At 61.8% G+C, this 13,647-nt stretch carries 13 protein-coding genes; 9 read left to right on the top strand and 4 right to left on the bottom strand.

Going from position 1 to position 13,647, the window contains the following annotated elements; genetic code table 11:
- Nucleotides 1-48: 48 nt before the first annotated feature.
- Together P6U23_RS18645 and P6U23_RS18640 are read right to left on the bottom strand one after the other, a co-directional pair.
- The gene (locus P6U23_RS18645; protein WP_407181150.1) at nucleotides 49-354 is read right to left on the bottom strand and encodes a hypothetical protein; all 306 of its coding nucleotides are present in this window, start codon (nucleotides 352-354) and stop codon (nucleotides 49-51) included.
- 143 nt (nucleotides 355-497) lie between these two features.
- Complete coding sequence (locus P6U23_RS18640) at nucleotides 498-1,700, bottom strand: alpha/beta fold hydrolase (protein ID WP_407181149.1); 1,203 nt, start codon at nucleotides 1,698-1,700, stop codon at nucleotides 498-500.
- A 213-nt stretch (nucleotides 1,701-1,913) separates the two neighbouring features.
- Between P6U23_RS18640 and P6U23_RS18635 the strand changes: the two genes are divergently transcribed.
- The 3 genes from P6U23_RS18635 (at nucleotide 1,914) to P6U23_RS18625 (ending at nucleotide 3,820) form a co-directional block, all read left to right on the top strand.
- On the top strand, nucleotides 1,914-2,492 hold the full coding sequence (locus tag P6U23_RS18635; protein WP_407181148.1) for a TetR/AcrR family transcriptional regulator: 579 nt from the start codon (nucleotides 1,914-1,916) through the stop codon (nucleotides 2,490-2,492).
- A gap of 451 nt (nucleotides 2,493-2,943) precedes the next feature.
- Nucleotides 2,944-3,345, top strand: coding sequence for a hypothetical protein (locus P6U23_RS18630; protein WP_407181147.1), 402 nt, complete (start codon nucleotides 2,944-2,946; stop codon nucleotides 3,343-3,345).
- A 163-nt stretch (nucleotides 3,346-3,508) separates the two neighbouring features.
- On the top strand, nucleotides 3,509-3,820 hold the full coding sequence (locus P6U23_RS18625; protein ID WP_407181512.1) for a hypothetical protein: 312 nt from the start codon (nucleotides 3,509-3,511) through the stop codon (nucleotides 3,818-3,820).
- Here the strand turns inward: P6U23_RS18625 and P6U23_RS18620 are convergent.
- Nucleotides 3,778-4,416 (bottom strand): helix-turn-helix domain-containing protein, encoded by a 639-nt coding sequence (locus tag P6U23_RS18620; RefSeq protein WP_407181146.1) that lies wholly within the window; start codon nucleotides 4,414-4,416, stop codon nucleotides 3,778-3,780. The two genes, P6U23_RS18625 and P6U23_RS18620, sit on opposite strands and share 43 nt — an antisense overlap.
- Before the next feature lie 129 nt (nucleotides 4,417-4,545).
- Between P6U23_RS18620 and P6U23_RS18615 the strand changes: the two genes are divergently transcribed.
- Nucleotides 4,546-5,303 (top strand): IS5 family transposase gene (locus P6U23_RS18615; protein ID WP_407181145.1). Its coding sequence is split into 2 segments (ribosomal slippage): nucleotides 4,546-4,902 and nucleotides 4,905-5,303, totalling 756 coding nucleotides; the frame shifts between segments, so codons are not numbered across the junction.
- A gap of 851 nt (nucleotides 5,304-6,154) precedes the next feature.
- Here P6U23_RS18615 and P6U23_RS18610 read toward each other — a convergent pair.
- Nucleotides 6,155-7,213 (bottom strand): aminoglycoside phosphotransferase, encoded by a 1,059-nt coding sequence (locus P6U23_RS18610; protein WP_407181144.1) that lies wholly within the window; start codon nucleotides 7,211-7,213, stop codon nucleotides 6,155-6,157.
- Nucleotides 7,214-8,088: 875 nt separating this feature from the next.
- Between P6U23_RS18610 and P6U23_RS18605 the strand changes: the two genes are divergently transcribed.
- The 5 genes from P6U23_RS18605 (at nucleotide 8,089) to P6U23_RS18585 (ending at nucleotide 13,524) form a co-directional block, all read left to right on the top strand.
- A complete protein-coding gene (locus P6U23_RS18605) occupies nucleotides 8,089-8,817 on the top strand; it encodes a sulfite exporter TauE/SafE family protein (RefSeq protein WP_407181143.1) in 729 nt (242 codons plus the stop codon).
- A 20-nt stretch (nucleotides 8,818-8,837) separates the two neighbouring features.
- Complete coding sequence (gene radA / locus P6U23_RS18600) at nucleotides 8,838-10,283, top strand: DNA repair protein RadA (protein ID WP_407181142.1); 1,446 nt, start codon at nucleotides 8,838-8,840, stop codon at nucleotides 10,281-10,283.
- A gap of 206 nt (nucleotides 10,284-10,489) precedes the next feature.
- Complete coding sequence (locus P6U23_RS18595; protein ID WP_407181141.1) at nucleotides 10,490-11,119, top strand: CvpA family protein; 630 nt, start codon at nucleotides 10,490-10,492, stop codon at nucleotides 11,117-11,119.
- A 22-nt stretch (nucleotides 11,120-11,141) separates the two neighbouring features.
- Nucleotides 11,142-12,665 carry an amidophosphoribosyltransferase gene (gene purF, locus P6U23_RS18590; protein ID WP_407181140.1) on the top strand — a complete coding sequence of 508 codons (1,524 nt, stop codon included), beginning with the start codon at nucleotides 11,142-11,144 and terminating at the stop codon, nucleotides 12,663-12,665.
- A gap of 118 nt (nucleotides 12,666-12,783) precedes the next feature.
- Complete coding sequence (locus P6U23_RS18585; protein ID WP_407181139.1) at nucleotides 12,784-13,524, top strand: SDR family NAD(P)-dependent oxidoreductase; 741 nt, start codon at nucleotides 12,784-12,786, stop codon at nucleotides 13,522-13,524.
- Nucleotides 13,525-13,647: the final 123 nt, after the last annotated feature.

The following is a 13,647-nucleotide window of genomic DNA, read 5'->3' as shown; positions in this document are numbered from 1 at the left end:
AGCCTGTCATCGGGCCGCGCTTCGCGCGCAAGACGCTGAGCGACGAGATCACGCGGACAGCCGCTTGGCGTTGGCCGCGACGCGCTCGCGATAGAGATTGATGATGGCCGCGGGGCCGGCGCCTGCGAAAAATCTTGCGCCCGCTTCGAGGGCGGCGAAGATCTTCTCGCTCACCATCAGGCAGGCTTCCTGCCCGATGTCTTCGTCAACATGCGCGAACTTCTCCATCCGCAGGCGGACGACCTCGCTCGCTTCCCAAGCCAGCATCGCGCCGGCAAACCAGGGAAAGCTGTCACTGGCTCCAGTCAGCACCGCGTGCCGGTCGAGAGCGGAAAAGGAATGCTCGTTCATCATCGCAGGACTCAAATTCTTTGATCGCGAGACAACGGCATACGCTTCAAATTCTAAGGATCGGGCTGCAGATTTCCGGGCATTTATGCATGCGCTGAAACGGCGGCTTAACCTAGCCCCGATCGTTCCAGAGGACCGGCGCGGCTCTAACGGCCGCCAGGTCCAAAATCGCTGGTGTGATCCGCCCCACCCGCCTCCTTGGCGAAGGCGAGCAGCAGCTTGCTGAGCCGAACCGGTTGCTCCTGTTGGATCCAGTGACCGGCACCGTCGACCAGCTCAATGTCACCCATCCTCGTCGCCGCCTTCGTCCTCATAAGATCGACCGCGCCCGGCGCCGAGTAGGTGCCCCAATCGCTCTTCCCGCCGATGAAGAGCGACGGGACATCGATCGTCTTGCCCGCAAACAGGCGCAACTCAGCGTTCAGGTCAGGATCAGAAAAGACGCGATAAGCCTGCAGGGCGCCTTGAAACCCAGTGCGGCCATACTCCTGCGTGTACACTTCAAGTTCCGGCTCGGTGAGCCATTTGCAGGCCGAGACTTCGGCGGCGGAAGGTTGGAATGGAGCGACGGTCTGGGGCATCGTCTTGCCGAGATTCATGACGTAATAGGTAGGCAGTTTTTCAAGTTCTTTGACGGTTTGCGCCTTCAATGGATGCGGCTTATTTCCCGGCCAGTCAGCGCTCTTGACGTAGAAGTATGCGCGAAGAAACGCGTGTAAGCCTTGAGGGGGGCGCCACATGTCATCGTTCGCCTGCCGTGTGCTGAAGTATTGTTGATAATACTCTCTGGGCGGATCGAGCGCCGCCAGCGCGGCCGCTAAATCTTGATGTCCAGTGTTCGGTTGAACCGACGATGTCTCGCTTTGCAGGGTGTTGAACGGAAACGCCGGCGGACCAGGGAACGGTGCGCTCATCAGCACCACCGAGGGAAAGACGTCAGGTCGGGCTAGCGCGCAATAGGCCGCCACAGGCGAGCCGAGGTCGTGCCCGACGAGCATCGCCGTACGCCGATAGCCGAGCGCCGAAACCAATCCGAGGGCGTCGCGCGTCATATTCAAGAGGCTGAAGGGCTCTAGCGGCGCGTCATAGTCGTTCACCCAGCCGGCGGTGCGGCCAAAACCCCGCTGGTCGGGCGCCACCACATGGTACCCGGCGTCAGCCAGAATTGGGATCAGGTGTCGCCAGCCGTAAGCCAAATCCGGAAAGCCGTGCAGAAGCAGCGCGAGCGGCCGGCCGGGGCTTTCATAACCGGCCTCGAGAATATGGACATCGAGGCCGTTGACCCCATGGATCGTGCGCGAGCGGACCCCCTTGGGAAGCGTTCCCTCGCCATATGTTGATGCGGTCAAATCAGTTCCTCCTACGGGGTTCGCGCGGGCCGGCCGAAGTGAAGCCGCAACCAGGCTGGCCGCGCCCATCGCTAGGACGGCGCGTCGGGAGGTCGATGGCTTAAAACTGACTGGATGCCTCATAACGACACGCACCGTTCGCGCTACTATGGTGATCGCCATAGTATGGCGATCACCATAGCGCCGTCAAGCCGAGCGTGTTAGGTTCGCGCCATGACACGTAAGACTGATGCCCGCGACCGCGCGATTGCCACGGCCGCGAGACTATTTCGCATCCAAGGCTATACCGCGACTGGATTGACCCAGATCCTTGAAGAAAGCGGCGCGCCTAAAGGGTCGTTCTACTTTCACTTTCCACGCGGCAAGGCGCAGCTCGCGGAAGAAGCGATCGATCGCTACGTTGCGGAGAGAATTTCTGTCTTGCGGAATATCTCAGCGAATACGACGGGCGATGCTCTGAAATTTGTTCGCCAGATTTTCAGTACATTCGCCGCCGAAATGGTCGCCTCTGATTTCCAGTATGGGTGTCTGATGCAAAATCTGGCGAATGAGCTGCCCGCGCTCGACGCCGAGCTGACCAAGCGAGTCGCGCGCGGATTTGTTGATTCGACCGAAGTCATTGCGGATCATTTTAGGGGGTGCGGCTTCGCTTCCGCGCGCGCAGCCTCTACCGCAGCCGCATTGGTGGCCGCTCTTGAAGGCGCGCGAACGATTGCCCGCCTGGAGCGCACGCCGGCTATATTTGAGGCGCTGGCGGATGTTAGTTGCCAAAGGTGCCCCCCCCCAGAATGACGGGAAGGTTCGCCGTCGCGATAAATTCATGGCGGCTCTTGGCCCAACCGAGAAATCCTCGCCGTTGCAATCGATGCCGGCTATCTGAGGTAGTGCCGACCCGATTTGCTCTAAGTGAGATTTTCAACCCGTAGGGCGGGTTGAAGCCGAAGGCGTAGCCCGCCGCCCTGCTGCGATCCTAAGGGCGGATCAATGATCCGCCCTACGAGCTCAGCACCTTGAGGGGTCGCTTCACCAGCAGAATTTCGACCGCATTCTCAGTCCCGAACCTACGCAGCCAGTCTTTGCCGGAAGTTCCACCACGAGGGCTGAACTTTTTGTGACGGCAGAGCCGGCAAGCGCAGCGTTGACAGCGTGCCGGGCCAGGAGTTTCATTTCCTGCACGGGGGCTAGCGATCTCCCCGCGAGGCGACATGCTCAAGAATCGCGTCCTGATCACCAAGGGCGCAGCATGTCCTCTCCGAACCCGACCCTTCAACAAAAGTCCGGCACCCCCAACTCCGTGGCGTGGTTCATCACGTCTGCGGCAGTCCTGTTGTTACTTGGCGCGATGGTGCCTTCGCCGCCAACCTCAGCCAGCGAGCAGGCAGACACACGGCACCGAACGGTTGGGATTGCGAGCCAAGGCACGACCTTCAAGCCAAAACCAGCCATTGAAGTCGTGCGCGGCATTGTCGACGGCATCGATGAAGCCAACGACACAATCAAGATAAGGTTGTCGCCCGAAACATCGCAGATGCTCAAAGTTCAGGACGGACTCATTTTCAATGCGGTCCGGTTTGGCGATCAGGTGAAAGTGTTGGTGCAAGATATCGACGGCGAAAAAACTATCGTCGGCCTTGAAAGAAAGTAGCGATATTCGGGCAAACGCGCAAAAGGAGAGCCACAATGCGCAACAAACGATGGTTCGCCGCCAGCCTTCTTGCGGCACTGCTCGCCGGTCGCGCATCTAACTGGACCAGCGCCTAGAGATGACTAACCACTGTTGGCATGCAACGCTTGTTATCTTCGTTGCTATGCTGTCCGTCTTTACACTCGATCATGCTCGCGCGCACGATTATCAGCACCCGGAATTGAACGGTTGGTATGAGAGCTTGCGTAGTGGCAAAGGGCGCTGCTGTGAAGGCACTGATGCGAAGCGCGTTGACGACGCCGATTGGGAGAGCAAGAACGGCCACTATCGCGTGCGCATCGATGGAGAGTGGGTTGATGTTCCCAACGAGGCTGTCGTACCCGGACCGAATCGAGCTGGCCGCACGATGGTGTGGCCCTACTATATAGATGGTCATCCGAGAGCGCGCTGCTTCATGCCGGGAATTATGGGCTGATCGCGAGCGCACGATGTAGCCGCGACCTCGATCATCAAGAGGCCGCGACCGGCCGAAATTGCATAGGCAGGCAGGCTACTTTCCGGAAGTTTTTTTGCGAGGCGTCTCGGATGCGTTCGCCGCGAGCCGCGCTCGGCAGCGAAGTTCCTGTCGCGCGAGACTTTGAAGGTGTCGACGAGATGCGGTTTCAGTTCGTGCGCATGCCAGATACGCTGGACGCTGCTGTAGGAGAGGCCCACCGCCTTCGCCATGCTGCGCACGCTCCAATGGGTCGCATTTGGCGGCTTCTCGTGCAGCGTCATGTGCACAACCTGCTTGATCTTTTCGGGCGACAACGGTTTGACGCGCGATGGCCGGGTCGCGTCCTTCAGCAGCCCGTCCACGCCTTTCGCCAAGTAGCGCTGACGCCAGCGGCGCACGGTCAGCAGGCTCTTGCCAACCGCCGCCGCAATCGCCTCCGCCGTCAGTCCATCGCTTGCCAGCAACACGATCCGTGCTCTCCAAACCAGCTTCTGCGGCGTGTTCCGGCCCCGGACCAGCCGCTCCAGTCGCTCACGATCGGTCGCGCCGACCGCAATCTGTTCGATCTTCCTCATCGGCGCAGACTTGCAGGTTCGCGCCGATTTGTGAATCGTCTGTCAGTGACGGAACACTAGGGTCAGAACTCATTAATTTCTTTGCGCTGACAATACGATCCTGATTCGTTTTTGGAAGGGGCTGGGATCGTGCGCAAGAATCTATTTTGGCTGAGCGACGAACAGTGGGGGCGGATTGAACCCCATCTGCCGACGGATGTCCGTGGTGTCGAGCGTGCAGATGATCGCCGCGTCATCAGTGGCATTGTTCATGTGCTGAAAAGTGGTTGCCGCTGGTGCGATTGCCCGCCCGAATATGGTCCTGCGACGACGATCTACAATCGCTTTGTGCGCTGGGCACGACGTGGGGTCTGGGAAAACCTATTCCGTGAGCTTGCCGGCCAGGGTCGCGCAATGGAGATGCAAATGATCGACTCCACGCATGTCAAAGCGCATCGCTCGGCAGCGGGCGGAAAAAGGGGGAGCAAAAGCAGGCTATTGGCCGCTCGCGTGGAGGGCGCAACACGAAGATACACGCACTCGCAGATGCTGGGGGGCGGCTGATCGCCATCCTGCTGACTGGAGGCAAGGCGCACGACTACCCGATCGCCAAGCGCCTGATCCGCAGAGTAAAGCCGCCGAAGCATATGCTCGGCGACACCGCCTACGACGGCGATGAATTACGCGAGAACCTGGACGAGCGCGGAACCAAGCCGGTCATTCCAAACCGCAGCAACAGGGTACGACTGTTTAGCTTCAACAAGCGCCTCTACAAGCTCCGCTGGCGCATCGAGAGCGCCTTCAACAGACTGAAGGACTTCAGGCGCATCGCGACCCGTTATGACAAGCTGGCACGCAACTACTTGGCCTCCGTCTGCCTTGCCGCAGCTCTTGTATGGTGGATTTAATGAGTCTGGACCCTAGCTTCGGCGTTCGCGCTCTCAAGTACCTTGGCACTTGCATACACAAACCGGTACAGGTCGGGTCATTACAGGTCAGGCGCCAGGACCCACTACGGTACGGTCGGCATGAGTTCCGCCCGGATGCACAGGGGTTCGAGCTACGGGCGCGGTGCATGCGGCCCGAACGGCTGCGCAGGCGGTGCGGGCTCATTGGTTGGCGGCTCCGACGCCGGTATCTACAGGCAGTGAGAGTAAGCGCCGCGTTTCGGCGGGATTTTTTCTGCGCTCTTCGACCCGAAGTGCAGCCTGAAAAGAAACTGAATGACGGGGGATAGCCCGTTTCCAAACCATATGTGCTACGCATTCCGAGGCAGGGCGCCAAGGAACGCCGTCCGCTCAGGGCCCAGGGTGGAATCAGCTCCGCTCTGGACAAGGAAAAAGGCGCCGACGAAAGCCGACGCCTCTAGCATATAACGCACGCAAACTAGCACCGAGACGGAGCGATCAAGAAGAAGACCGGGTCTGGCGAGTTGCAAAGCGACAATGCCGTCCGCACGCAGCACCGGCAAGCCTCGCATGTATCCCAAGGGGCCGCGCCACGAAGGCTCACTCTGGCTGGTTCAAATCCATATCTCCGCGACTCGTCCCCTCCAGGTGTCGTCGGATGCCAGGCTGCCGAAGGTGCATAGTCGCGGTCAAACCACCTCTATTCCTGATCAATCTGAACACAATCACGTCGCCGTCCGTTGTTGGCCCAACCGAGAATTCCTCGCCGTCGCAATCGATGTCGGTTATCTGAGGTAGTGCCGACCCGATTTGCACCAATTTTCAGCCCGTGACCCAATGCCGACTCGCATTCAGCTAAGCAGCGATCTGCAATCGAGATCATCGACGGCAAGCATGATGCGTTCGAGATTGTTCCACCAGATTACGGCAGGGATATTGTTCACGGCTTGCCACACGGGCGTCGTTATTTGCCAAAGCACCGACAGTCGGTAGTCGGCGTCAAGCGCATGGCGATCGTAGCCATGAACCCCGTGAGCAACCAGCGTGTCGTGGTATTCGTCGAGGATAGAGCGCTCCATCTGCTTTCGACGATCAGGGTACCAGTGCATCGCGATCATGTAGGCAAGGTCTCGTGACGCGACATCGAGCCGCCAAGCATCCCAGTCGAAAAGGCGCGCATCGTCTGACTGACAATCTTTCGGCAAGAAAATATTCCAAACGTGCGCGTCGCCCTGGGTGATCGTAAAGTTCTGATGCGAGTGATATCGCTGAAGCAAGCGGGGTGCAGAGCTGAGCAGCCGCTCATAGAGCCAGCGACGCTCGCGGGACAGAAGGTCACCCGCGGAGTCGGCAAAGCGTTCGAAGTCACCTGCCACTCGCTGCATCTGCCGGTCCATGGCCTCCGCGTCGAGCCACGTCCCAACTGTGACACCAAGGTGCGGGCTATCCCACCAGGATGCATGGAGACGCGCGTGCGCTCGAACGATTGCGCCGCATTGCTGGCGTGATGGTGGCAGCGGCCATTGCGTTGGGACGGCATGCGTTTCGGTGAGGTCCTCAAGGAGCAGGTACCACACGTTCGTTTCTGCATCACGATGAGCCTGGAAACAACGGGGCACGATGTTAGCCGCCATCATCGGCGCAATCTGATCATAGAATGCGACCTCCTGACGGCCAGCATGCAGTGCATCGCCGACGCGTTCAGGGTGAGCCGTCTTGAAAATGAGGGAGTGTGGAGCATCGTCGGCAGTACCACTGTAGTTTATGCGAACCCGAATAATTCGTGAGAGGATCGTGTTGCGGGAACTTTCGACCGTCACGCTACTGACGTGAGCCGCCCCAAGCACGCCAGTTCGACGGAGCGTAGCAGTTAGACGCTCGGCTTGAATGGGCTCCGGAGTTGCTTCCATCTTCGTGCTCCCTTACAGCTCCACGAAGCTAACCTCTTTGAGCCGACCGCGCAATTTCTGGTTGCATGATCGATCACTCTAATCGATGATCGGCCGCCAAGGACGGCAGCGATTCCCCCAACACCGATGTACCCGCTGCAGCCGCCAATACCCGCTCCTCAAGATAGATCGGACTCGATCGCGATGCCGGTGAATAGCCGAGCAAATCTCCCGATGCGCTCTTGTGCACGGGCTCGGCGAGTCCGACTTAATGGGTTCGCGTACCCCAGCGTGGCCTTCGCGTCAGTGCGCCATTCAAGGACGTTCCTCGAACCGATTTGCCCGCCGGGCAGCGGGCGCGAATTCCTGTCAATCCTCGTCCGCAAAAGTATTTCTGTTTTTCCGAAGCCAGAATCAGTCGTATCGTCCGCTCATCCCGCCTCGATTGCACAAGGGGCGTATCGCGGTCGTCACGAAACGCGAGGCGGGCTGCGGTGGACGTGGGAGCGCTGACTGACGAGCGGCGTGATCGCGGACGGCGAAGCCGTGTGGTCCTGGCGCGCCCATGCAGGCGCCAAGTTGGCGACGATGCGAACGCATCGGGCCGGCGACGGTGGCAAACGCTGGTTCACCGGGGAGAGCTCGGAGTAAGCCGTAAACCACTGCGCAGGGAAGGCCGGAGTGTCTCCGCTGTACCTGTGGTCAACGCGCACTCGCGCAATTTCTTTTGCGCGGGGGCCCCGGGTGCATGCGGCCACCCGGCCTTCCCTGCACCCTCTGTTGTCGTGGAGGGTCAAGAGATGCAAAGCTCGGGCGAAATCGCGTCGCGAGAACGGAGATTCATGTTTTTTCGCCGGCAACGACGTGGCCCGCTAAGCTGATAGGAGACGCCTGCCGTGGGCTTCCTGTTCGTCCTCATTGTCGGCCTTATCGCGGGCACGATCTCCGGCATTGTCGGCACCGGCTCCTCCATCATGCTGATGCCGGTGCTGGTGTATCAATACGGGCCCAAGCAGGCGGTGCCGATCATGGCGATTGCGGCCGTGATGGCGAATTTGTCGCGTATCCTCGCATGGTGGCGCGAGGTCGATTGGCGCGCCTGCCTCGCTTATTCGGCGACCGGGATTCCGGCCGCAGCGCTTGGCGCACGCACCCTGCTCGCCCTGCCCTCCCATGCGGTCGATATCGCGATCGGCCTGTTCCTGATCGCGATGGTGCCGGTGCGGCATTGGCTGGCGCGGCATCAGCTCAAAGCGCGGCGCTGGCATCTGGCGATCGGCGGCGCGCTGATCGGCTATCTCACAGGCATCGTCGCTTCGACCGGCCCGTTGAGCGTGCCGCTATTCCTGTTCTATGGCCTGACCAAGGGCGCGTTCCTGGCCACTGAGGCGGCGAGCTCGCTCGGGCTTTATGTCAGCAAGTCGGTCACCTTCCAGCGCTTCGGCGCGCTGACGCCCGATGTCGCCATCAAGGGTCTGATCGCGGGCTCGTCACTGATGTTCGGCGCCTTCATTGCCAAGCGCTTTGTCTTGCGGCTCGAGCCTGACATATTTCGCCTGGTGATGGACGCGATCATGCTCACGGCCGGCCTATCCATGCTATGGGATGCCACGCAATCCCCGTGAACGGCGATTCCCCTTTTCGCATGGCCAAATCGACGCTCTCCTTCGTCTGTCAGAACTGCGGCGCGGCTTATAACCGCTGGCAGGGCAAGTGCGATGCCTGCGGCGAGTGGAACACACTGGCCGAGGAGGATTCGGCCGCCGTGCCCGTCTCGATCCGCTCCAAGCGCAAGGGCCGGACGTTCCAGCTCGAAAGCCTGAGCGGCAAGAGCCAGGACGCTCCGCGCCTCGCCTCCGGCATGGCCGAGCTCGACCGGGTCACCGGCGGCGGCTTCGTCCGCGGGTCTGTGCTGCTGGTCGGCGGCGATCCCGGGATCGGCAAATCGACGCTCCTCACACAGGCAACCAGCCTGCTGGCCCGCGCCGGCCACCGTGCCGTCTATATCTCGGGCGAAGAGGCGATCGCGCAGGTGCGGCTGCGCGCCGAGCGACTCGGCCTGTCCGACGCACCGGTGCAGCTCGCCTCGGAAACCTCGGTCGAGGACATCATCTCGACGCTCTCCGAAGGCGCCGTGCCGCGACTGATCGTGATCGATTCCATCCAGACCATGTGGACCGATACGGTGGAGTCCGCGCCCGGCACGGTGACGCAGGTCCGCGCCTCGGCGCAGGCGCTGATCCGCTTTGCCAAGAAGACGGGAGCTGCGATCATCCTGGTTGGACACGTCACCAAGGATGGCCAGATCGCCGGCCCCCGCGTCGTCGAGCACATGGTCGATGCGGTGATGTCCTTCGAGGGCGAAGGCTCGCAGCAGTTCCGGATTCTGCGCTCGGTGAAAAACCGGTTCGGTCCGACCGATGAGATCGGCGTGTTCGAGATGACGGGCCTCGGCCTGCGCGAGGTCTCCAATCCCTCCGAACTGTTTCTCTCCGAGCGCGACCTCGGCAGCCCGGGCACGGCGGTGTTTGCCGGCATCGAGGGCACGCGCCCGGTCTTGGTCGAGTTGCAAGCCCTGGTGGCGCCGACCTCGCTTGGTACGCCGCGCCGGGCCGTGGTGGGGTGGGACCCCAGCCGTCTCTCGATGGTGCTGGCGGTGCTCGAGGCCCATTGCGGGGTGAAACTGTCCGGGCATGACGTCTATCTCAATGTCGCGGGCGGGCTCCGCATCCAGGAACCGGCGGCCGACCTCGCGGCCGCGGCTGCCCTGGTGTCCTCGCTCGTGAATGCGCCGCTGCCGACGGACGCGGTCTATTTCGGGGAAGTCTCGCTATCCGGAGCCGTGCGGCCGGTGGCGCAAACCGCGGCCCGACTCAAGGAAGCCGCCAAGCTCGGCTTCGGCCGGGCAATCCTGCCCGAATCAGCGCGCGGCGAGGCCGGGGGCGACGCCGGGCTTGCGCTGAACAGTGTTGGCGGCTTAAGCACGCTCGTGGCGGAGATCGCCGCACGCGGGAGCCGTAGGCCGCAGCGGGAAACCGCAGCGGTTGAGAAAAATGCCACACCGGCAAGATTCCGCCGCCAGGACGGCTAGCCAGACGTGACCTCGGCCGCCCTCGCCGCTATACATCCGCCGCATAAGGCGAACTGAATTACGGTGAATGGCGCGTTGCCCGACCTTGCGCGATCAGAGGACTTGCCCTCTAGCCATAAGGCACGCGATGAGGCGCCGATTCGGAACCATCTTTCGGAACTCCGTCTTTCGGAATTTCTTGGACCTGCGAGCGACCTGACCAGCCGATGCCGATAACGATTCTCGACCTCATCCTGCTCGGCGTGATGCTGATTTCCGGGCTGCTTGCGATGGTTCGCGGCTTCATGCGCGAAGTCCTGTCGATCGCGGCCTGGGGCGCCGCCGCGGTGGTAACTCTTTATTCATTCTCAAAGCTGCTGCCGACTGCCAAAACCTACTTCAGCAATGATACGGTCGCAGCGGTCGTCGTCGTGGCCGGCGTGTTCATCGGAACCTTGATCGTCGTTTCCGTGATTACGGTCAGGATCTCCGACATGGTCCTGGACTCCCGGATCGGTGCGCTCGACCGCACATTGGGCTTCCTGTTTGGCTTGGCGCGGGGCCTTCTGATCGTGGTGGTCGCGTTCCTGTTCTTCACCTGGCTGGTGCCGGACAAGCAGCGGCCGGACTGGGTCGCCAACGCCAAATCGCGGGTTGTTCTGCAGGGCACGGGGGAATGGCTGATGTCGCTCTTGCCGGATGACCCCGAGAACACCATTTTAAAGCGGTTCAAGAAGAATAAGCCCGAGGAAGAGCAGACCGACGCTGATCAGCCCGCAGGGGCCGGCAGCGAGGGCTACACCAAACCTGCGCGCGACAGCCTGAAAAAACTGATCGAGAAACCGGCGGCACACTAACTTGGGCGAGATGAGAGGCGAAATGGACGAGACAGAAGGTTTAGACCAGGACGCCCACCCCCACCACCGCAACCAAGGCCCGGTCGCGCATCAGCTCCAGGACGACCTCGAAGGCGACACGCTGCGCGAGGAGTGCGGCGTGTTCGGCATCTTTGGACACCCCTCCGCCGCCGCCATCACTGCACTCGGCCTACACGCACTGCAGCATCGCGGCCAGGAGGCCGCCGGCATCGTCTCCTTCGATGGCGCCCGGTTCCACAGCGAGCGCCGCCTTGGCCTCGTCGGTGACACCTTCTCCCGCCGCGAGGTGATCGAACGCCTGCCCGGCTCGACCGCGGTCGGCCACGTGCGCTACTCCACGACCGGCGCGACCATCCTGCGCAATGTGCAGCCGCTGTTCGCCGAACTGAACGCCGGCGGCTTTGCGGTCGGCCATAATGGCAACCTGACCAATGGCCTGACCTTGCGCCGCGAGCTCGTGCGCGGCGGCACCGTGATGCAATCCACCACCGACACGGAGGTGATCCTGCATTTGGTGGCGCAATCGCGCCGCAGCCGCTTCATCGACCGTTTCATCGAGGCGCTGCGCGCGCTTGAAGGCGCCTATTCGCTGGTGGCGCTGACCAACAAGAAACTGATCGGCGCGCGCGATCCGCTCGGCATTCGCCCGCTGGTGCTGGGCGAGCTCGATGGTTGTCCCATTCTTTGTTCCGAGACCTGCGCCCTCGACATCATCGGCGCGACTTTCGTCCGCGACATCGAGCCGGGCGAGATCATCGTGTTCGACGAGCAGGGATCGCAAAGCCATCGTCCGTTCCCGCCGAAGCCGCCGCGGCCCTGCATTTTCGAGTACATCTATTTCTCTCGGCCTGACTCCATCGTCCATGGCCGCTCGGTCTACGAGGTCCGCAAGGCCTTCGGTGCGCAACTCGCCCGCGAGAGCCATGTCGACATCGACGTGGTCGTGCCGGTTCCGGACTCCGGCGTGCCGGCCGCGGTCGGCTACAGCCAGCATTCCGGCGTCCCGTTCGAGCTCGGCATCATCCGTAACCACTATGTGGGCCGGACCTTCATCCAGCCCACTCAAGCGATCCGCGAATCCGGCGTGAAGATGAAGCATTCCGCCAATCGCGCCGCGATCGAAGGCAAGCGCATCATCCTGATCGACGACTCGCTCGTGCGCGGCACCACCTCGAAAAAGATCGTGCGCATGATGCGCGACGCCGGCGCGCGCGAGGTGCATTTCCGTCTCGCTTCGCCGCCGATCCTCTATCCCGATTACTACGGCATCGATTTGCCCGACCGTGGCGGCCTGCTCGCGGCGACCCACACGCTGGAGCAGATGCGCGAGATCATCGGCGCGGACTCCCTGGCTTTCCTGTCAATCGACGGCATGTACCGCGCCATGGGCTATCCCGGGCGCGATCCAGCCAATCCCAAATTCGCCGATCATTGCTTTACCGGCGACTACCCGACCCATCTCACCGACCAGGTCCAGGTCGAGCCGACACCACGGCAATTGTCGCTCCTGGCGGAAGCAAGTTGAGCTTTTAGATCCGTAGGGTGGGCAAAGGCGCTGCGCCGTGCCCACCACTGTCAGCATTGATGTGCTTGGTGGGCACGTTTCGCTTTGCCCACCCTACACACTTGGATTCCTTCGACACATGACCCAGCCCCTCACCTCCCGCATCGCCCTCGTGACCGGCGCCTCGCGCGGCATCGGCTATGCCACTGCGCGCGCGCTGGCCAAGCGAGGTGCACACATCATCGCGGTGGCCCGCACGCAAGGCGGGCTCGAAGAGCTCGATGACGAAATCAGGAAGGACGGCGGCAACGCCACGCTGGTGCCGCTCAGCCTCACCGATTTCGACGGCATCGCGCGCCTTGGTGCAGCGCTGCATGAGCGCCATGGCAAGATCGACATTCTCGTCGGCAATGCCGGCATTGCCGGCCCCTCCTCGCCGCTTGGGCATGTCGACTTGAAATCGTGGAACGATGTGCTGTCGATCAACGTCACCGCCAACTTCCAGCTCATCCGCTGCATGGAGCCGCTGTTGAAGAAGTCCGATGCGGGACGCGCGGTGTTCGTGACCTCAGGCGCGGCCAATAAGGCAACCGCCTATCTCGGCCCCTATGCAGCCTCCAAGGCCGCGCTGGAAACCCTGGTGCGGGTCTGGGCCAACGAGACCGCAAGCACAAACATCCGCGTCAATCTGTTCAACCCGGGCCCGATCCGCACCCGCATGCGCGCCAGCGTATTTCCGGGCGAAGACCCGATGACGCTGGATACACCCGAACAGGCTGCCGAATTCATCGTGCCGATGTGCGCCGCCGACTGGACCGAGACCGGCAAGTTCTACGACTACAAGACACGCACGCTGATGAGTTTTCACCCGCCAGCCTAGGCTTGCCACGTCGTTCCGGGGCACGCGAAGCGTGAACCCGGAATCTCGAGATTCCGGTCCGGTGGTTCGTACCGCCCCGGAATGACTGCATCGTAATTGACTCCCGCGCCACGTCCCTATTCA

Source organism: Bradyrhizobium sp. STM 3562, from assembly GCF_045571435.1.
Lineage (GTDB): Bacteria > Pseudomonadota > Alphaproteobacteria > Rhizobiales > Xanthobacteraceae > Bradyrhizobium.
This window is presented reverse-complemented; position numbering and strand designations above follow the sequence as displayed.

Coding starts and splice junctions, on each gene's coding strand:
- P6U23_RS18630 (WP_407181147.1), top strand. CDS start 2,944: ATGTCCTCTCCGAACCCGACCCTTCAACAAAAGTCCGGCACCCCCAAC.
- P6U23_RS18620 (WP_407181146.1), bottom strand. CDS start 4,416: ATGAGGAAGATCGAACAGATTGCGGTCGGCGCGACCGATCGTGAGCGA.
- P6U23_RS18595 (WP_407181141.1), top strand. CDS start 10,490: ATGCCGATAACGATTCTCGACCTCATCCTGCTCGGCGTGATGCTGATT.
- P6U23_RS18585 (WP_407181139.1), top strand. CDS start 12,784: ATGACCCAGCCCCTCACCTCCCGCATCGCCCTCGTGACCGGCGCCTCG.
- P6U23_RS18610 (WP_407181144.1), bottom strand. CDS start 7,213: ATGGAAGCAACTCCGGAGCCCATTCAAGCCGAGCGTCTAACTGCTACG.
- P6U23_RS18635 (WP_407181148.1), top strand. CDS start 1,914: ATGACACGTAAGACTGATGCCCGCGACCGCGCGATTGCCACGGCCGCG.
- P6U23_RS18645 (WP_407181150.1), bottom strand. CDS start 354: ATGATGAACGAGCATTCCTTTTCCGCTCTCGACCGGCACGCGGTGCTG.
- radA (WP_407181142.1), top strand. CDS start 8,838: ATGGCCAAATCGACGCTCTCCTTCGTCTGTCAGAACTGCGGCGCGGCT.
- P6U23_RS18625 (WP_407181512.1), top strand. CDS start 3,509: ATGCTGTCCGTCTTTACACTCGATCATGCTCGCGCGCACGATTATCAG.
- purF (WP_407181140.1), top strand. CDS start 11,142: ATGGACGAGACAGAAGGTTTAGACCAGGACGCCCACCCCCACCACCGC.